Genomic DNA, 18,553 nt, shown 5'->3' on the forward strand with positions numbered 1-18,553 from the left:
AGCGGTAGGGCTTAATCCATGCGCATTTCGCATTTCTTTATCGACCGGCCGATCTTCGCCAGCGTCATCTCGATCGTTTTCCTGATCGTGGGCGCGGTTTCGCTGATCCGGCTTCCGGTCAGTCAGTATCCCGAGATTGCGCCACCCGTGGTCAACGTTACGGGGCAGTATCCGGGCGCAAGCGCGGAGGTCGTCGCCAATACGGTCGTTGCGCCGCTCGAACAGCAGATCAACGGTGTCGAGAAGATGCTGTTCATCTCCTCGAACTCGTCGAACGACGGGCGCTTCACGATTTCGGTCGCGTTCGACCTCGGCACCGATCTCGATACGGCCCAGGTTCAGGTCCAGAACCGCGTCGCCGTGGCCCAGCCGCGTTTGCCTGCGGATGTGCGCAACATCGGGGTGACGGTGGCGAAGTCGTCGCCGGACCTCATGATGGTCGTGAACATGATGTCGCCCGACCAGTCGCGCGACACGCTGTTCATTTCGAATTACGCCAATGCCAACATCGTCGACGTGTTGAGCCGTATCGACGGCATCGGGTCGGTGACGGTCTTCGGCGGACGCGATTATTCGATGCGCGTCTGGCTCGATCCCGATCGGCTGCAGTCGCTCGCAATGACGGTCGCCGACGTCGTGTCGGCGCTTCAAGGGCAGAACGTCCAGGTTGCGGCGGGTGTTCTCAACCAGCCTCCCGTCGAGATGCCCGGCGCGTTCCAGATCGCGGTGCAGACGCAAGGCCGCCTCGCCGATCCTTCCGAATTCGGCGATATCATCGTCAAGCGTAACGGCGATGCGGTGGTACGGCTCAGGGACGTGGCGCGCGTTGAGCTTGCGGCGCTCGACTACGGCGTCAATTCCTATCTCGACCGCAACCCGGCCGTTGGCCTCGGCATATTCCAGCTTCCCGGTTCCAACGCCATCGCGACAGCCGAACAGATCAAGCAGACGATGGCGGATCTGGCGAAGAACTTCCCGGCCGGCGTCGCGTACGACATCGTCTACAATCCGACGGAGTTCATTCAGGAATCGGTTAACGCGGTGATCTTCACCATCCTCGAAGCGGTGGTGCTGGTTGTCGCGGTGGTGATCTTGTTCCTGCAGACGTGGCGGGCGGCCGTCATTCCAATCGTCGCGATTCCCGTCTCGCTGATCGGCACGTTCTTCCTGCTCGATGTGATGGGCTTTTCGCTCAACAACTTGTCGTTGTTCGGGCTTGTGCTCGCGATCGGCATCGTCGTGGACGACGCGATCGTGGTGGTGGAAAACGTCGAACGCAATATGGCGGCCGGGCTCTCTCCGCGAGATGCCTCGTTCAAATCGATGGACGAGGTCGGCGGCGCGCTGATCGCGATTGCGCTCGTGCTGTCGGCCGTGTTCGTTCCGTCGGCCTTCATCACCGGCATTTCCGGTCAGTTTTACCAGCAGTTCGCCGTGACGGTGGCGGGTGCGACGATCATTTCGCTCATCGTGTCGCTGACACTGTCTCCGGCGCTTTGCACGCTGCTGCTCAAGCCGCACGACGGGACACATCGGCCAAGCCCGATCATGTGGCCGATCCATGCCTTCTTCCGAGTCTTCAACTGGAGCTTCGACAAGGCCTCGCAAGGATACGGCTGGTTGATCGAGCGGCTGGTGCGGCTCGGGGCGCTTATGCTCGTGATCTACGCGGGTGTCATCGCGTTCGGGATGAACGAGTTTCGGCAAACGCCGACCGCTTTCATTCCCGGTCTCGACGCCGGCTATCTGATCACGGCGACGCAGCTCCCGCCCGCAGCGGCGCTTTCGCGCACCGACGAGGTCAACAGGCGTGTCGTGGAACTCGCGCTTGAGACACCGGGGGTCAAGCACGCCGTCAACTTCATCGGTTTCTCCGGCGCCACCCGTACCATGCAATCCAACGCGGGCGCGGTGTTCATCGTGCTTGAGCCGTTCAAGGATCGCGACGGAAAACCCGAGCTGTCCGCACAGGCCATTCAGCAGACGCTGATGCAGAAGTTTTCCGTGATCCAGGAGGCGATGGTGCTCGTCATCGCGCCGCCTGCCGTGCGCGGTATCGGCAGTTCCGGCGGCTTCCGCATGATGGTGCAGGATCGCGACGGTGCGGGACCGCAGGCGCTCCAGCAGGCCGTCGGTGCGATGATGCAGCGCGCCAATCAGACGCCGGGGCTGCAGCAGGTGTTCTCGCTGTTCGAAACATCGACGCCGCAGCTCTACCTCGACATCGATCGCGTCAAGGCGCAGATGCTCGGCATCAATATCCCCGACGTGTTTCAGGCGCTGCAGACCTATCTCGGGTCCGCATATGTGAACGACTTCAACCTGCTCGGACGGACGTTCCGCGTCACGGCGCAGGCGGATGCCGATTTCCGCGCAGACGTGAAGGACGTTTTGCAGATCCGCGTGCGCAACGCGCAGGGCGATACGGTGCCGCTCGGATCGTTCACGACGGTGAGCGATATTTCGGGGCCGGCCCGCGTGCCCCGCTACAACCTTTACCCGGCAGCAGAGCTCGACGGCTCGGCCGCGCCCGGCTATTCGCAGGGGCAGGCGCTGGCGATGATGCAGGAGATCGCCGCGGAAGTGCTGCCTCAGGGCTTCGGCTACGAGTGGACGGACCTCGCGTTCCAGCAGATCCGCGCCGGCAATACGGCGATGTTCGCTTTTGCGCTCGGCGTTCTGTTCGTGTTCCTGGTGCTGGCGGCACAGTTCGAAAGCCTTACGCTGCCGATGGCGGTGATCCTGATTGTGCCGATGAGCCTCATCGCAGCGATCAGCGGCGTCATCATGCGAGGCATGGATAACAACATCCTGACGCAGGTGGGCTTCATCGTTCTTATAGGCTTGGCCGCGAAGAACGCTATTCTCATCGTCGAATTCGCCGCGCAGCTTGAGGAACAGGGGCGCAACAGGTTCCAGGCGGCTGCGGAAGCCGCGCGAATCCGGATGCGGCCTGTTCTCATGACGTCTCTCGCGTTCATTCTTGGCGTGGCGCCGATGGTTTGGGCGACGGGAGCGGGCGCCGAGTTGCGCCAAGCGCTGGGTACGCCGGTGTTCTACGGCATGATCGGCGTCACGGTGTTCGGCCTTATCTTCACTCCCGTGTTCTACGTGCTGTGCCGACGCTTTGGCGGCAAGGTGCATCGCGGGCACGCAGCGGAAGAGCCGACACCTGCTCCCGCCGAATAGAGGCGCGCCTCGCCCGCCAACCAAACAGCACAGCGCATCTCAACGCGCCGCGGGCACATCCCTGCGGCGCGTTCTTTCTATTGGAAAATCCTCCGCTCCAGATCGGAACTGCCAACGCCGTGTGACGTTATTGCGGACAAACTTCTCATGCGATCCGGGCTGTTTGAACGGATTTGAGGTCTGCGTCGTGCGTGGTCCGGAGGCTGCTCCCGCGCCTCGGGCCGTCCATTTCAGCCGCAGCCGCTACCCTCTGGGAGGAGACGTCTATGGCCCGAGCCGCGCACGAGCGCGCTTTTTCACCGCCCCAACAGCCTCAATCGCCGGATATATCGGATGCGCTCTCGGCGCGGCTTTTCGCGACGCGGGGACTGTCGCTTGAACTTGCAGCGCCGCTCAGTGCCGAGGACATGGCCGCGCAGGCCATGGAAGATGCGAGCCCCACGAAGTGGCATCTGGCGCACGTCACCTGGTTTTTCGAAACGTTCGTGCTGAAGCCGCATCTGCCCGGCTATCGCCTTTTCGACGAGGCATTCAACTTCTGTTTCAATTCCTATTACGAAGCGATGGGGGCCCGTCAGCCGCGGCCTGCGCGGGGGCTTCTGACGCGTCCGTCCGCTGCGCGCGTGATGGATTACAGGGCGCATGTGGACGAAGCGCTGGAGCGTCTCGCGGAGCGTGGTTTCGAGACGGGCAGCGATCTGGCGCGACTGATCGAGATTGGTATCAACCACGAGCAGCAGCATCAGGAGCTACTGCTGAGCGATATTCTTGCGCTGTTTGCCGTGAACCCGCTCCGTCCCGCCTATCGCGAGGGGCGTGCGCGCACCTCCCTATCCGCTGTCGGGGAGCCGTCCGAAACGTGTGGTTCCGCAGCGGCGGGATGGATTTCCTACGATGGAGGCCTCGTAAAAATTGGACACGCAGGCAACGGATATGCGTGGGACAACGAGAGCCCGCGGCATGACGCGCTGGTTCGTCCCTTCCGTTTGGCGGACCGCCTGGTGACAAACGGGGAATGGCTGGATTTCATGGGCGACGGCGGATATCGGACGGCGTCTGTGTGGCTGGCGGACGGTTGGGCCAAGGTCAATGCCGCTGGGTGGCGTGCGCCGCGCTACTGGGAGGAGCACGGCAACGGCTGGCACATGATGACGCTCGACGGGCTGCTGCCGTTGGAGACCGCAGCGCCAGTTTGCCATGTTTCCTATTACGAGGCCGACGCCTTTGCGCGATGGGCGGGCTTCCGTCTCCCGACCGAGTTCGAATGGGAACTGGCGGGCGCGACGCTTCCGGTCGAGGGGAATACGCTCGGCACGCGTGCGTTGCGGCCCGTGCCAGCCGGGGCGCGCGGCGAAGCCAGTCCGCGGCAGATGTTCGGCGATGTCTGGGAGTGGACGCAGAGCGCGTATCTGCCGTACCCCGGTTATCGACCGCCGGAGGGTGCTATCGGCGAATACAACGGCAAGTTCATGGTGAGCCAGCAGGTGCTGCGCGGAGCCTCGTGTGCGACGCCCGACGGCCACAGCCGCGCGACCTATCGCAATTTCTTCTATCCGCATCAGCGTTGGCAGTTTGCGGGCGTGCGGCTCGCGGCGGAGGTTTCCTGATGCGTCGCGGAGGTGTGCAGACCAGGCATCAGGGCGCCGTGCATGCTGCGCCCGCCGACGATTTCGCGGATGCCGTGCTCGCCGGGCTTTCCAAGCCGCAGAAAGCGATCTCATCGCAATTCCTGTATGACGCGCGTGGCAGTGCGCTGTTCGAGGAGATCACGGGGCTTCCCGAGTATTATCCCACGCGTACGGAGACTGCGATCTTATCCGCGTATGCGGCCGAGATGGTGGACGGGCTTGGAGCCGACGGCGTGCTGGTCGAATTCGGTTCGGGTTCGAGCGTCAAAACGGAATTTCTTCTCTCTCAATTGCGACCCGGTGTCGTCTATGTTCCGGTCGATGTGTCCGAGAGCGCTCTATACGAGGCTGCCCAGAGGCTATCGGCGCGCTTCCCTACGCTGGATGTTCGGCCTGTCGCGGGGAACTTCTCGCATCCGATCCGGCTTCCGGAAGATCTCAAGGCGCGACCGGCTATCGGCTTTTTTCCCGGTTCCACCATCGGAAATTTCGGCCCGCCGGACGCCGTTCGTTTGCTCCGATCGTTCGGGCGGGCGCTACCCGACGTCAGCCGGTTCATCATCGGAGTGGATTTGAAGAAGGAGGCGCGCAGGCTCGTTGCCGCCTATAACGACCGCGAGGGCGTGACTGCGGCGTTCAACCTCAATCTTCTGGTGCGCATCAACCGGGAACTCGCCGGCGACTTCGATGTCGAGAGTTTTCGTCATGAGGCGATTTACGATCCGCGCGCGGGCCGCATCGAGATGCATCTTGTGAGCGATGTCACCCAGGACGTTCATGTTCTCGGGTGCCGGTTTCGCTTCAAGGCCGGCGAGAGCATTCATACCGAGAACTCCTACAAGTACACGGCCGAGCAATTCCGGGAGATGGCAGGGGCAGCGGGGTGGCATGTGGGACGGCTTTGGACGGACGCGAACACGGACTTCAGCGTGCATGAGCTTTTCGGTTTCGGTAAGGGGTGAATGGAAGCGCCGGCGCTGCATGGCCAGGGGCCGGCGTGCGGAATGGCACGCAACGATGCCGATCCTTGATCCAGGTCAATATCGACCGGAGTCGCGTCTCTATTCTCGGCGTGCGGCTTGGACATCCCCGAGCGGCGTTTCGTGTCCGGTTGGCCGATGACATCCGATCTCCTTCAACGCCACGGCGGACCCGTTCCGCGGTACACCAGTTATCCAACAGCCAATCATTTTTCGGCGGCGGTGACGCCTGCTCATCTGAGAACGTGGCTGGCCGATCTGCCGGATGACCCTGCGCTGTCGCTTTATGCGCATATTCCGTACTGCCGGGAGCTTTGCTTCTACTGCGGATGCAGCACAAAGGCTTCGCGGCGGTACGCTCCAGTGGAGGAGTATCTGGTTCCTCTGCAGGCCGAGATCTCGCATGTGTCGGCGCTCGTGCCGCCGGGGCATCGCGTCACTCACATTCATTGGGGCGGCGGCTCGCCCGATATTCTGACGCCCGCCGACATTCTCCGGCTGGGACACACGTTTCGCAGTCAGTTCGCGGTTGCTTCGGGTGCCGAAATTGCGGTCGAGATCGACCCGCGCCTGCTGAGCGAGGCCCAGGCAGACGCCTTTGCAGAGATCGGCGTCAACCGCGTTTCCATCGGAGTTCAGGATTTCGATCCCAAGGTGCAGGCGGCGATCGGGCGTATCCAAAGCTTTGAGACAACGCGCAAGGCGTCCGAGATTTTTCGGACACGGGGCGTGCGTTCGCTCAACGTGGACTTGGTCTACGGTCTGCCTCATCAGACGGTCGAAAGCGTCGGACGGACGCTTTCCGATGTGATTGCGATCGAGCCGGATCGCATTGCGGTTTTCGGATATGCGCATCTGCCGGAGCGGCTGAAGCATCAGCGGCTGATCGATGAGAAGACCCTTCCCGGGTTGGCCGAACGTTTCAGCCAGTCGCAACACATCGCGGAGCGGCTGCAGGATGCGGGCTACGTTCAGATCGGGATCGACCATTTCGCCCGTTCGACGGATGCCCTCGCGGGCGGTGCCGTTGCGCGGAACTTCCAAGGCTACACCACGGACACGGCCGATGCGTTGCTGGCGTTCGGCGCTTCCGCCATCTCGCGGCTGCCGCAGGGCTTTGTCCAGAACGCCGTTGCCGTCGACGATTACACGCGCCGGATCTCAACCGAAGGGCTGGCCGTCGTGCGCGGGCACGAAATGGCGGGAGATGACGCTTTGCGCGCCTATCTGATCGAGCGGCTTATGTGCGCGTTTTTCGTGTCGTGGCGCGATCTCAAGCAGCGGTTCGGTGCGGAGGTCGCTCGTGTCCGCTTCGAGGCCGAGGCCGCAGCGCGCCGTGATGCCGATGGCCTGGTTGCGGTCAACGACGAAGGTGTTCGCGTGACGGACCGGGGACGGCCGTTCGTGCGATCGGTGTGCGCGTGGTTCGACCCCTATCTCTCCCGCGATATGACCCGGCGCCGGCATGCGCTTTCCGTCTGAATTATTTTCGCACGCGAAATTCGGCCCCTGCTTCAAAGATATTTTTACAACCGGAAGTAAGTGCGATCCCGGCTCCACCCTTGTTTTTGAGCTGCGACTCAGTTGAGTGTGGCTTTGACGGTGAGTGTTTCGAAATCATTTCTCTAAATTGCGTTTGTTATTGGGTGACCTGCAACCTTTGTAGGAATTTTTACGACGTTTTGTTTTGCGCAATATTTTCTTCCAGCAAATGAAAGTGATGTTGCACGGAGCATGTCTCATGCGCGATCGCGCATGTGGGGCGCACGTGCGCGCCGGGCCATATGGCGCGCCAAGGCAGAGGGATGAACAATGAGTGCCGAAACGTCCATGGCAGCACGGTTGTCGTTCAACCAAATCGATGACGACAGCCGGCGGCTTCTTCGCGAATCCAAAGACTTTCTACTCAGTGAATTGGCAAGCGTTCTCGACGGGTTCTACGAACATCTCGCCAAGTATCCGGAAACTGTCGCGTTTTTCAAAAGCCGTGCCGATATGACGGGCGCGAGAAACGGCCAGCTTCGGCATTGGGGCACCATTCTCGACGGTCATTTCGACGGCGCTTATGAAACCTCGATCAAAAGGGTAGGCGAAACCCATCATCGGATCGGGCTCGATCCCCGCTGGTACATCGGCGGATACAACGCCCTGATTACGGGCCTGTTGCGAGCGATTGCGCTCCGGCTGCCCGCGCGGGCGGATTGGAAGGGGAAGGCTCCCTCGCCGGAGGAGCGGAAGATCGCGCTGCAAGGCGCCGTCATCAAGGTTGCGATGCTCGATATGGATCTTGCGATCTCGGTCTATCTCGACGCCGGGCGGCGGGATCTCGATCAGCTCGCGGGCTCGGTCGTCGCCATGGCGGGATCGGTGGCGACGACGGCGGGCGAGCTGGAAGGTGCGGCGGCAGCGGTCGCGCAGGCCGCCAGGACCGCCACGGACCAGACGTCTGCCGTGGCCTCGGCCGCAGAGCAGGCTTCGGCCAATGTCCGCACGGTGGCTTCTGCTGCCGACGAGCTTTCCGCGTCCGTGAGGGAAATCTCGCGGCAGGTTGCCGGTTCGACGGAGATTGCCGGGCGTGCCGTCGTCACCGCTGATGCCACGTCCGAAAAAGTGCGCAATCTCTCGCAGGCGTCGCAGGCCATTGGCGATGTCGTCGAGTTGATCAGCAACATCGCGCGACAGACAAATCTGCTTGCGCTCAATGCGACCATCGAAGCGGCGCGCGCCGGAGAAGCCGGGAAGGGGTTTGCGGTTGTCGCTCAGGAAGTGAAATCGCTCGCGAACCAAACTGCGAAGGCCACAGCCGAGATCAGCGCGCAGATCCACGCCATCCAGGGGTCTACTGTGGACGCAGTCGGGTCCATCGGGGCGATCGGGGATATCATCAAGTCGATGGATCAGATTGCGAGCACGATCTCTGCGGCGGTTGAAGAACAGGGGGCTGCGACCATCGAAATCGCGCGTAACGTGCAGGAGGCAGCGCACGGAACGTCGGAGGTGGCGTCCAACGCGGTGGGGCTCAACACCTCGGCGGCGACGACAGGGTCGGCCGCCGCTCAGATGCTCGCGTCCGCTCGACAACTCGGCCAGCAGGCTGCCGACCTCAGGAAAACCGCGGAAAGCGTGATGTCGTCCAAGGGCCGGGCGGCGGCGTAAGCGCCACGGTCACGTAGCATGGCGTTGCCTCCCGAGCGGCGCCATGCGCATCCGTGCTGCCGGTCCGCCCGTTGTTTATTTCTTGGTTGGCGGTGGAAGGCCGACGATTTTTTTCGCCTGGTCGAGCGTGTGCTCCGGCGTTTGTCCGGCGTCGATCCGGGTCCAGGAGATGGGGCCGAGGTTGCGTTCGGCCTGAGCTTTGACAACCGTCGCATCCGAATCCGATGCGTCTCCCCGGCGTGCGCCGACGCGGGCGATTTGTGAATCGAGCGGTGCGTCGAGCCATAAGCCCACAAACTCGCAGCCCGATTTCAGCGCGATGGAGGCAATCCGGTCGCGTTCCTCGGCGCGCGCCGAGACGCCGTCGAAGATGACGGCATGTCCGGCGAGAAGTGCTTGCGCGGACTTGTCGTAGAGGCGCGCGTAGACTTCGGAGGAGACGGTTTGCGTGTAGTGCTCCTCTGCGAGGCGCTGCGTTTCCGAGACGCCGAACAGGCGTTTGCGCTCGACGTCCGTGCGCAGGACGACGGCTCCAGGGGCGGGGCCGAGGCGTGGCGCCAACGCGGCGGCCAATGTCGATTTGCCTGTGCCCGAGAGACCGCCGACAGCCAGCAGGATCGGCGGGGGCGGCGTGAGATAGGCATTGGCGGCCTTGATATAGGCGAGGCCATGCTCGATTTCGGCCGCCCGCTTTTCTTCTTGCGGCTCTTGGCGTGCGCGTTCCAGTGCAACGACGCCACGGACGGCGGCGCGGGTCGCGAGGAAGAGTGGGAGCGTTGCGAGACCTTCGATCTCTCCGCCAGTCGGGGCGGCGGTGACATATGCGTTGAGTATGGCGTTTGCCGCCGTTCTGTCTCCACGCACGTCAAGATCCATGAGCACGAACGCGAGATCATAGAGCACGTCGGTGGTGGCCAGGCGTTCGTCGAACTCCAGAGCGTCGAAGGCGACGGGTGCACCATCCTGCATGACGATGTTGCCGAGGTGGAGGTCGCCATGGCATCGGCGGACGTAGCCGGCTTTTGCGCGCGCGTCGAGAAGGTGGGCGATGCGCGTCAGCTCGATATGGGCGAGGTGTGCGAACTCGTCGACAACGTGTTCGCTTCCCGGCGGGGCGATGTCTTTCATCTCGCCCGCGAGTTGGTCGACGACATCGCGGACGATGCCGGAGCCGGACGCGGCCGGCGCCGCGGGCGCGGCCTGATGGTATCGCGCGACCATCTCGGCGAGCCCGCGTGCCGTGTCGCGCGGAAGCGGGCCGTTCCCGGCGATGCGCGCGAGCAGGTCTTCTTGCGCAAATCGGTTCATGACGAGCACGGGCTCGACGGGCGTTCCTTCGGAAAAGCTGAGGCGGCTCGCGCCGTCGCGATTGACGCTTGCGAGCGCGACATAAATTCCGGGTGCGTGCGGGTGATTGAGTTCGAACTCGCGGGCGAGGGCCTTGCGGCGCTGGGGCTCTGTCGAAAAGTCGAGGAACGGCAGCGTCACCGGCTTTTTGATCTTGTAGGCCTTCCTGCCCGTGAGGAACACGCGCGCGGCATGGGTCTCGACGATTTCGACGTGGCCTGTCGGCGTGCCGTAGGATGCGGGATCGGACAGGAAGGCGACCAACTCATCCTGGGCCGCGCTCGTAGAAGCGCTGGAGGGAATATTGTCCGCCATTGCGCGTCGTCGCTCCGATTGGTGTTGAGGGCCCCATTCAGCCAAGTCACGCGCCGGCGCGCGGGGATCCCCTGTCTCACGAACGGTTGGGCGTCAGGGTCGTAAGATAGTCGATGACGGCGCCTATTTCGGCGGGTGCCAGGACGAACTCGGGCATGTCGGGATGTCCGGTGGTGATCCCTTCGGCGAGTGCCTCCGCCAGAGATTCCGGCGGGTAGCGCTTGACCACGTCGCGGAAGGGCGGCGCTTCGGCGTGCGCGCTCGCGTCGGTCTCGCCGATGCCGTGACAACGGGCGCAGCGCGATTCGAGCACGGCCTTTCCCGGATCGTCCGGGGTGGCCTCGCCGCAGCCTGCCGCAGCGGCGGCCATCGCGATGCATAGAATGCGCAGGGATGCCGAAATTCTCATGGCTCGCCTCAGGCTCTTTCGGTGTTCTTCGCTTCCGTACCGCCGTGCGCTCGTTTTCAGAGCGGCGGATCGACCTTCAGGCTCATAATATATGCGATGACGTTGTCGCGCTCGGCTTCGGGGATGATGAAGTTCGGCATCGTGGGATGCGAGGTCTGCAGCCAGACGGCCAGCGCGCGGGCGGTCATGCCGGGGGTGTTGGCCACATCGACGAAGCGCGGGGCGGCGAAGTCCGGCGAGATGTCGTCGGTCGCTTGCTCCACGGCATGGCATTCTGCGCAATGGGAGCGGGCATAGTTCTGTCCCTTGCTTGCGTCCCCAAGGTGTTCCGCTTGCACGGGCAGGAGCGAAAACGCCCATAGGGTTGCGGACAAGACAGACCGGAGGATGAACGGCACGGGAGATCTCCTTCGCCTTGGATGACCAACGACGACTCGTCTTAGCGAATTTGGTTGCGCTCGGCCAACGCTGCCGTGCGATCCGTATCCAGGCAGAGGGTATCGTTGGCAGGGTGAGGAAGCCAGACGCTGAGAATTGCGAGGCCGGCGATGGCAAGACCAGCGGACGTGCGTAGTGCCCGGCGCTGGCCGGCGGCGGCGAGCGCGCGCACACCGAGCGATGCGGCGAGCAGGCCGGGGAGCGTTCCTGCGCCGAACGCCAGCATGACGAGACCGCCCTGGGCCGCGGCGCCGGTGAGCAGGCTCATGAAGAGGGCGCCATAGACCATCGCGCAGGGCATGAGCCCCCAGGCGAGCCCGGCCGCGAACGGCGTCATCAACGTGCCACGTACGCCGCGCGTGGCGCGCGTCAGCCTTTCTGCGATGGGGGCGAGAAGGCGGTCGAGGCCGCTCATAGCGGGCAGAAGGCCCGCAGTCGACATGCCGATCCACATGAGTGCGACGGCTCCGGCCCATTGCACGAGCCGGAAGGCGAGCTCGCGGTCGAGCCAGCCGACGACCGGGGTGCCGACGGCGCCGATCAGAACGCCCGCCAAGACGTAGGATGCGATGCGTCCGCTATGGGTTAGAGCCAGGAGGCGTCCCGTTTGGGCGGCTCCGCCAGGGGCTCCGGCCAGGAGCAGGCTCGACGAAATGGCCCCGCACATGCCCGCGCAATGGAGCGTGCTTGCGAGGCCGAGCCCGAAGCCGGTGACGATGCTGAACATCAGGGAGTCCACGGGCGCGATCCGGCGACTGTTGTCATTCGGCGGCGAGCATGGCCTGGGCGCGCGACGTGCTCCTTGCGTGCGATCAAGGGAGCGTGCGAGCCCGGCTCGGCCGGTGGGCGGCTTCGACGAGGGCGGGCGTCATCGCGAGGACGAGGCCCCACATCGTCCCCATGGTTGCCGGAGGAACAAACGGGTCGCTGAAGGCGCCGATGCCCCAGCCGGCAAGCAGGAGGGCGGCGGCCGCGCCAAACAGAATGCCGAGCCATTTCGGGCGGCCAGCGTCGTCGAGCCGTTTCAGCGTCAGCACCGTTGCGACATAAGCGGCGAGAGCAGCCCAAAGAAACGCCGCCATGGTGGGGGCATGTGGCACTGCATTGACGCTCTCGTCGAACGTGTCGGCATTCATGAGAGCCGTGCCGATCAGGCCGGCTCCGGCCGTTGCGAGGATGCCGATCCACCACGCGAGGCGATTGATCCGGCCTTTCGGCGAGAATGCGGCGTCTATGGAGTGTTCGATCATGGGGGTCCCCCGTATCGCTTCGCGAGCGGAGATGGCGCGCGGATTTTCGATGAGAGCCTAACAATGTCGCCGCCGGGGTTTTTGATGCGCGTCAAAGATCGTGTGCGCGGTGCGTTGAAAGATGGGCGCAGGCTTCGCAGGGAGATACGACGATGGCTGGCGGGCGGAGATGGGGCGATGCAGCGGTGGCGTTTGCGCTGGGGCTTGTCGTGACGATCGGGCTTTGGGGTGGCCTCGCCGTTGCGGCCGAGGACGCGCCGCGCGCGCCGGGCGATGGGCCGTGGCGGATGATCCTCCAGGACCAGCTCAAGAAGGAAAAAGGATGTGACCTCAAGGAGGTCCTGAGCTACCAAGAAATTCCTCTCGGCGACGAGATCATGATCGAGGGACGGGTCTCGTGCATCGACGACCGGGCGTTCGATTTTACCCGTAGCCGAAAGCACCAGAAATTCAGAATCGAGCTTTGCGAGCCCGTCGTTTGCTGACGGCCGCCCTTTAAGTGGCCAGGAGAGAGTGACGGACATGGGTTACAAGACGATCCTTGTGCATCTCGCAGGCGAGGCCGGTTTCGATAGCGTTCTCACTCCCGCGCTCGATCTCGCGCGGCGGTTCGATGCGCATGTCATCGGCCTTTCCGTCGTGCCGCCCTATGTCTTCAAGCCGACTTTTCTTCCCGGCAGCAATTCCACGGTGGGCGATCAGCATCGCAAGGACTTTTCGGCGGAGACGCTGCTGCTCAAGCCGCGGTTCGAAGCTCTGGCGCGCGAGGCGGGCGTGGGCGCTCAGTGGGTGGATGAGGACGCGGGGTTGCTTCCCGTCTGGCGGCGCGTGGTTGCCTATGGGCGGGCGGCCGATCTCATTGTCACGCAGGCCCCGAAGGACGACGGCGCGGAGCAGATCGTGCTGCAATCGGGCCGGCCGGTGCTGTTCGTTCCGGAAGGGCCGGGGCGGGCCGTCGGCAAGTGGGTGACGGTTGCCTGGAACGCACGGCGGGAAGGGACGCGGGCGGCCTTTGACGCATTGCCGCTGCTGGCCACGGCCGAGGCGGTCAAGGTGCTCTGGATCAACCCGGAGGACGACAACGAGACCGAGGGTGTGCCGACGGGCGATCTTTGCTCGGCGCTTGCCCGTCATCGGGTGCCGGCGGAAGCTGTCGAGATCAAGGCGCCGGACGAGCAGGTTGGCGAGACGCTGACGCGGTTTCTTCGCGATTCGGGCAGCGATCTCCTGGTCATGGGCTGCTATGGGCACTCGCGGCTGCGCGAAATGGTGCTCGGCGGGGCGACGCGGCGCATGCTTGCCTCCCTGCCGGTGCCGGTCCTGATGTCGCACTGAGGGCTGCTTCATCGGCATCCAGCGGGCGCGGACGGGCGCCTGTTACATTCTCTTACAATTCGTCACGACCGGCGCATAACGACGGTTCGGATGCAGGCTCTATTCCCGGCTACGGAATTTCCCGGCCAGGAGAGAGAGATGCTTGCAGTCCAGACCCTCGACGCACGTCCGTTTCAGACCCCTCTCGGCCGTCTCAGCCGGGGCGAGGCTCCGCAGCGGTCCCTGGAAGATCGACTGGCGCATGCAACGGTCCGTAAGATCGAAAGCAAGGAGCACGTCTTTTGCGAGGGAGACCCCAGGCTTCACGTGTTCCGCGTCGAGGAAGGGGTGATTGCGATCTACAAGACGCTTTGCGACGGCCGGCGCCGCATCATCGACTTCGCTTACCCTGGCGATCTTCTGGGGCTCGGCGTTCTCGACGAGCACATTCTCTCCGCCCAGGCGACATCGGCTGCCAAGGTTCGCTGCTTCTCGGCGGCGAGCCTCGAAGCGATGGCGGAAAACGACGCGGATCTCGCGCTCAAGCTCTACAAGTCCGTGTGTCAGGAGTTGAGCGCGACGCGTAGCCTTCTGGTTACGGTGGGGCAGCGCAGTGCCGTCGAACGTGTCGCGGCGTTCCTGCTCGGGCTGCGCCGGCGCTCGGGCGACGAGGCCGGTGAGACGGTGAAGCTCGCCATGCGCCGCAGCGATATCGCGGATCTTCTCGGCCTTACGATCGAGACCGTTAGCCGCACGCTGACCAAGCTGCGCACGATGGGGGTCATCGACGTCGAACTCGGCGGAACGACGGTCACGCTGCGCGATGCGGCGCGTCTTGCGGATCTCGCGAACGAGTAGTTGCGGCGTCTCATTCGCGCGACGTCAGACACACCTGCGTCAAATGGGCCGGCATCGGATCGTCTATTGATCTACGTCAAGGCAGGCCCGCGCACCCAACCTCATCAATCGCCAATTATTTCAAGTCGGGAGAGGGGCAGCTCATGGCCGTACCGAGGGCAGCAACCAGTGAAGAGGCAATCGCGTTCTCGGGCGCGCTCGCAGTTATATCCGCCGTTCTGATCGCCACCGTGGGTGGTATTTTTGCGTTTGCGGGTCTGGACGAAGTGATCCGGATCCACGGCGCGTTGATTGCGGTGTCCGCGATCGCGGCGGTTCTCTACGTCATGTCCAATCCGCGCAAAGGCGGAGAGGACGAGCAGAAGAGCTATTTCGACGGTCCGGTGAAAGTTGCGACGTTGGCCGCCGTGTTCTGGGGCGTGGTCGGCTTCCTCGTGGGCGATCTCATCGCCTGGCAGCTCGCGTTCCCGGTCCTCAACTTCGACATGCCTTGGACCAACTTCGGACGGCTGCGTCCGCTCCACACCTCGGCGGTCATCTTCGCATTCGGCGGCAACGTGCTGATCGCAACGTCGCTCTACGTCGTGCAGAGGACCAGCCGTGCGCGCCTCGCCGGCTATTGGAGCCCCTGGTTCGTCGTGTGGGGTTATCAGCTCTTCATCGTGCTTGCGGCCACGGGTTACGTGCTCGGCTCGACGCAGAGCAAGGAATATGCGGAACCAGAATGGTACATCGACATCTGGCTCACGCTTGTCTGGGTGGCCTACCTGCTCGTGTTCCTCGGCACGCTGTGGAAGCGTAAGGAACCGCACATCTACGTGGCGAACTGGTTCTATCTGGCTTTCATCGTCACGGTTGCGCTTCTCCACATCGTCAACAACCTGGCCATTCCGGTCTCGGTGCTCGGCTCGAAGAGCTACTCGCTGTTCGCCGGCGTGCAGGATGCCATGACCCAATGGTGGTACGGGCATAATGCGGTCGGCTTCTTCCTCACCGCCGGGTTCCTCGGGATCATGTATTACTTCATCCCGAAGCGGGTGGAGCGGCCCGTCTATTCGTATCGGCTCTCCATCATCCACTTCTGGAGCCTCATCTTCCTCTACATCTGGGCAGGACCGCATCACCTGCACTACACGGCACTGCCCGATTGGGCGCAGACGCTCGGCGTGACGTTCTCGATCATGCTGTGGATGCCGTCGTGGGGCGGCATGATCAACGGTCTCATGACGCTTTCCGGCGCTTGGGACCGGCTGCGCACGGATCCTGTCGTGCGCCTTCTCGTGGTGTCGGTCGCCTTCTACGGCATGGCCACGTTCGAAGGCCCGCTGATGTCCATCAAGGCCGTCAACTCGCTCAGCCACTATACGGACTGGACGATCGGGCACGTGCATTCGGGTGCGCTCGGCTGGGTCGGCATGGTGTCGTTCGGCGCGATCTACTGCCTCGTTCCGTGGCTGTGGAAGCGTGAGGGCCTCTATTCTCTCCGCCTCGTCGAGTGGCACTTCTGGATCTCGACCATCGGCATCGTGCTCTACATCTCGTCGATGTGGGTCTCGGGCGTGATGCAGGGCCTTATGTGGCGCGCCTACGACAGCATGGGCTTCCTCACCTACTCGTTCATCGAGACGGTGGAGGCCATGCACTGGCCGTACATCATCCGCGCAGCCGGCGGTCTCCTGTTCGTGATCGGCTCGTTCATCATGGCCTGGAACGTGTGGAAGACCATTCAGGGCGTGAAGCCGGTCGACATTGCCGATCAGCCGCGCGTCGCTGCGGCACCTGAACTGCGAGCCGGGCTCGCGGCTCAGCCGGCGGCGTGAGAGGGGGTTGTCTCATGAAATTCAATCACGGATTCTTCGAACGGAACTCGATGGTGCTGCTGATCGGCATCCTGGTCGTCGTGTCTATCGGCGGGCTGGTCGAGATCGCACCTCTGTTCTTCCTCAAGTCCACAATCGAGAAGGTGCAGGGGATGCGTCCCTACGCACCGCTCGAACTCGCAGGGCGCGACATCTACATCCGCGAGGGCTGCTATGGCTGTCACAGCCAGATGATCCGCTCCTTGCGCGACGAGGTGGAGCGCTACGGACACTACAGCCTTGCGGCCGAGAGCATGTACGATCATCCGTTCCAGTGGGGCTCCAAGCGCACCGGACCGGATCTCGCTCGCGTCGGCGGAAAGTATTCGGACCAATGGCACGTGGATCATTTCACCGCGCCGCGTGAGGTGGTGCCGGGGACGGTGATGCCGGGCTATCCCTTCTTCGGGACGCGGGCACTCAATGCCGACAACATCAAAAATCACATGACGGCGTTGAAGCTTGCGGGCGTGCCTTACACCGACGAGATGATCGAAAACGCGAAGGTGGATCTCGTCGCGCAGACGCAGCCGGATTCACGCGAGGCGCGCGCGCTTCTCGAACGCTATCCCAAGGCGCAGGTGCGCAAGTTCGACGGAAAGCCGGAAGGCGCCGTGACGGAGATGGATGCGATGATCGCCTATCTTCAGATGCTGGGCACGCTGGTCGATTTTACGAAGTTCGATGCGGCTGGTCCCAACTTGAGGTGAGCCATGACGTACGAAAACATTCTTGGCTGGTCTCAGTTGATCGCGATGATCCTGTTCGGGCTGGTCATCGCTGGCATGCTGTTTTACGCGCTGCGGCCAGGCAACAAAGAGAAGTTCGATCGGGCCGCGCGTGCGCCGCTCGTGGTGGAGGACGATACCCCGGCTGAAAAGCCCGCACGGCCCTCCCTCTTGCGTGAAGATGACGAGAACGGGGAGGATACGCATGGCCGGACATAAGGAATACGATGCCGCGACAGGCGCGGAGACCACCGGACACGTCTGGGACGGCGACATCAAGGAGCTGAACAAGCCGTTGCCGAAGTGGTGGCTGTATGTGCTCTACGCCACCATCGTGTGGTCGATCGGATATTGGATCCTCTATCCGGCGTGGCCGCTGGCTGAGGACTACACGCGCGGCATGCTCGGCTACAGCCAGCGCAGCGTCGTGGCGCAGGAGATTTCGGACGCAAAGCAGACCCAGGCTCCGTTCCTGCAAGCGGTTGCCAGCAAGTCCGTGGAGGAGATCCGCAGCGATGCCGGGCTCATGGAGTTCGTGAGGCGTGGCGGGGCGGCGCAGTTCGCGAACAACTGCGCTCCTTGTCACGGTTCGGGCGCGCAGGGATTCAAGGGCTATCCCAACCTCAACGACGACGATTGGCTCTGGGGCGGATCGGTGGAATCGATCGAGAACACGATCCGTTTCGGTGTCCGCTCCGATCATGCCAGCACGCATCAGGGTGTGATGCCGCGCTTCGGTCTCGATGGCTTGCTCGACAAAGGACAGATTTCGGACGTCGCCGAGTTCGTGCTCTCGCTGTCGGGAAAGTCGGAAGATGCGGAAAAGGCCGAACGCGGCAGCGTGGTGTTCGCGGAGCAGTGTGCCGCGTGTCACGGAGCCGACGGCAAGGGTATAGTGGAAATGGGCGCGCCGAACCTCGCCGATGCGATCTGGCTCTATGGCGGCCGGAAGCAAGACGTGGTGGAGAGCGTTCACGGTGGACGCGCGGGAATGATGCCCGCGTGGGAAGGCCGTATCGATCCTACCGCTATCCGGATGCTGGCGATTTACGTTCATTCTCTGGGTGGCGGCGAATAGCGAC

General features: G+C 63.3%; 17 protein-coding genes. 12 read left to right on the forward strand and 5 right to left on the reverse strand.

All coding sequences use genetic code 11. The features are described 5' to 3' along the window. Window positions 1-18 precede the first annotated feature (18 nt). From W911_RS07560 to W911_RS07580, 5 genes are all read left to right on the forward strand, one after another. Window positions 19-3,189: an efflux RND transporter permease subunit gene (locus W911_RS07560; protein ID WP_023786946.1), complete on the forward strand. Its 3,171-nt coding sequence runs from the start codon at window positions 19-21 to the stop codon at window positions 3,187-3,189. 266 nt (window positions 3,190-3,455) lie between these two features. Continuing rightward, window positions 3,456-4,796 (forward strand): ergothioneine biosynthesis protein EgtB, encoded by a 1,341-nt coding sequence (gene egtB, locus W911_RS07565; RefSeq protein WP_023786947.1) that lies wholly within the window; start codon window positions 3,456-3,458, stop codon window positions 4,794-4,796. Then, complete coding sequence (gene egtD / locus W911_RS07570; RefSeq protein WP_023786948.1) at window positions 4,796-5,779, forward strand: L-histidine N(alpha)-methyltransferase; 984 nt, start codon at window positions 4,796-4,798, stop codon at window positions 5,777-5,779. Before egtB ends, egtD begins: the two co-directional genes overlap by 1 nt. 156 nt (window positions 5,780-5,935) lie before the next feature. Beyond that, a complete protein-coding gene (gene hemN / locus W911_RS07575; RefSeq protein WP_023786949.1) occupies window positions 5,936-7,279 on the forward strand; it encodes an oxygen-independent coproporphyrinogen III oxidase in 1,344 nt (447 codons plus the stop codon). A gap of 330 nt (window positions 7,280-7,609) precedes the next feature. Further along, window positions 7,610-8,953, forward strand: coding sequence for a globin-coupled sensor protein (locus W911_RS07580; RefSeq protein WP_023786950.1), 1,344 nt, complete (start codon window positions 7,610-7,612; stop codon window positions 8,951-8,953). A 75-nt stretch (window positions 8,954-9,028) separates the two neighbouring features. Here the strand turns inward: W911_RS07580 and W911_RS07585 are convergent, their stop codons facing one another. The 5 genes from W911_RS07585 to W911_RS07605 all read right to left on the reverse strand — a co-directional run bounded on the left by W911_RS07585 (window position 9,029) and on the right by W911_RS07605 (window position 12,712). After that, entirely contained in the window at window positions 9,029-10,615 is a 1,587-nt protein-coding gene (locus W911_RS07585; RefSeq protein WP_023786951.1) for a bifunctional aminoglycoside phosphotransferase/ATP-binding protein, read from the reverse strand. Window positions 10,616-10,691: 76 nt separating this feature from the next. Next, on the reverse strand, window positions 10,692-11,024 hold the full coding sequence (locus W911_RS07590) for a c-type cytochrome (RefSeq protein WP_023786952.1): 333 nt from the start codon (window positions 11,022-11,024) through the stop codon (window positions 10,692-10,694). A gap of 56 nt (window positions 11,025-11,080) precedes the next feature. Continuing rightward, window positions 11,081-11,422, reverse strand: coding sequence for a c-type cytochrome (locus tag W911_RS19080; protein WP_023786953.1), 342 nt, complete (start codon window positions 11,420-11,422; stop codon window positions 11,081-11,083). Window positions 11,423-11,463: 41 nt separating this feature from the next. Beyond that, the gene (locus W911_RS07600; RefSeq protein ID WP_244438638.1) at window positions 11,464-12,201 is read right to left on the reverse strand and encodes a sulfite exporter TauE/SafE family protein; all 738 of its coding nucleotides are present in this window, start codon (window positions 12,199-12,201) and stop codon (window positions 11,464-11,466) included. Between the two features lie 73 nt (window positions 12,202-12,274). Then, the gene (locus W911_RS07605; protein ID WP_023786955.1) at window positions 12,275-12,712 is read right to left on the reverse strand and encodes a DUF805 domain-containing protein; all 438 of its coding nucleotides are present in this window, start codon (window positions 12,710-12,712) and stop codon (window positions 12,275-12,277) included. A 152-nt stretch (window positions 12,713-12,864) separates the two neighbouring features. Between W911_RS07605 and W911_RS07610 the strand changes: the two genes are divergently transcribed. From W911_RS07610 to ccoP, 7 genes are all read left to right on the forward strand, one after another. After that, entirely contained in the window at window positions 12,865-13,197 is a 333-nt protein-coding gene (locus W911_RS07610; protein ID WP_023786956.1) for a hypothetical protein, read from the forward strand. A 37-nt stretch (window positions 13,198-13,234) separates the two neighbouring features. After that, a complete protein-coding gene (locus W911_RS07615; protein WP_023786957.1) occupies window positions 13,235-14,047 on the forward strand; it encodes a universal stress protein in 813 nt (270 codons plus the stop codon). 138 nt (window positions 14,048-14,185) lie between these two features. Beyond that, window positions 14,186-14,884, forward strand: a complete 699-nt coding sequence (locus W911_RS07620) for a helix-turn-helix domain-containing protein (protein WP_023786958.1) — start codon at window positions 14,186-14,188, stop codon at window positions 14,882-14,884. A gap of 143 nt (window positions 14,885-15,027) precedes the next feature. After that, complete coding sequence (ccoN, locus tag W911_RS07625) at window positions 15,028-16,704, forward strand: cytochrome-c oxidase, cbb3-type subunit I (RefSeq protein ID WP_023786959.1); 1,677 nt, start codon at window positions 15,028-15,030, stop codon at window positions 16,702-16,704. A 14-nt stretch (window positions 16,705-16,718) separates the two neighbouring features. Beyond that, window positions 16,719-17,453 (forward strand): cytochrome-c oxidase, cbb3-type subunit II, encoded by a 735-nt coding sequence (ccoO, locus tag W911_RS07630; RefSeq protein ID WP_023786960.1) that lies wholly within the window; start codon window positions 16,719-16,721, stop codon window positions 17,451-17,453. 3 nt (window positions 17,454-17,456) lie between these two features. Beyond that, the gene (locus W911_RS07635; RefSeq protein ID WP_023786961.1) at window positions 17,457-17,690 is read left to right on the forward strand and encodes a cbb3-type cytochrome c oxidase subunit 3; all 234 of its coding nucleotides are present in this window, start codon (window positions 17,457-17,459) and stop codon (window positions 17,688-17,690) included. Beyond that, window positions 17,677-18,549 carry a cytochrome-c oxidase, cbb3-type subunit III gene (ccoP, locus tag W911_RS07640; RefSeq protein ID WP_023786962.1) on the forward strand — a complete coding sequence of 291 codons (873 nt, stop codon included), beginning with the start codon at window positions 17,677-17,679 and terminating at the stop codon, window positions 18,547-18,549. The genes W911_RS07635 and ccoP overlap by 14 nt, the downstream gene beginning before the upstream one ends. Window positions 18,550-18,553: the final 4 nt, after the last annotated feature.

Source organism: Hyphomicrobium nitrativorans NL23 (assembly GCF_000503895.1).
In the GTDB taxonomy this organism is placed as follows: Bacteria; Pseudomonadota; Alphaproteobacteria; order Rhizobiales; family Hyphomicrobiaceae; genus Hyphomicrobium_C; species Hyphomicrobium_C nitrativorans.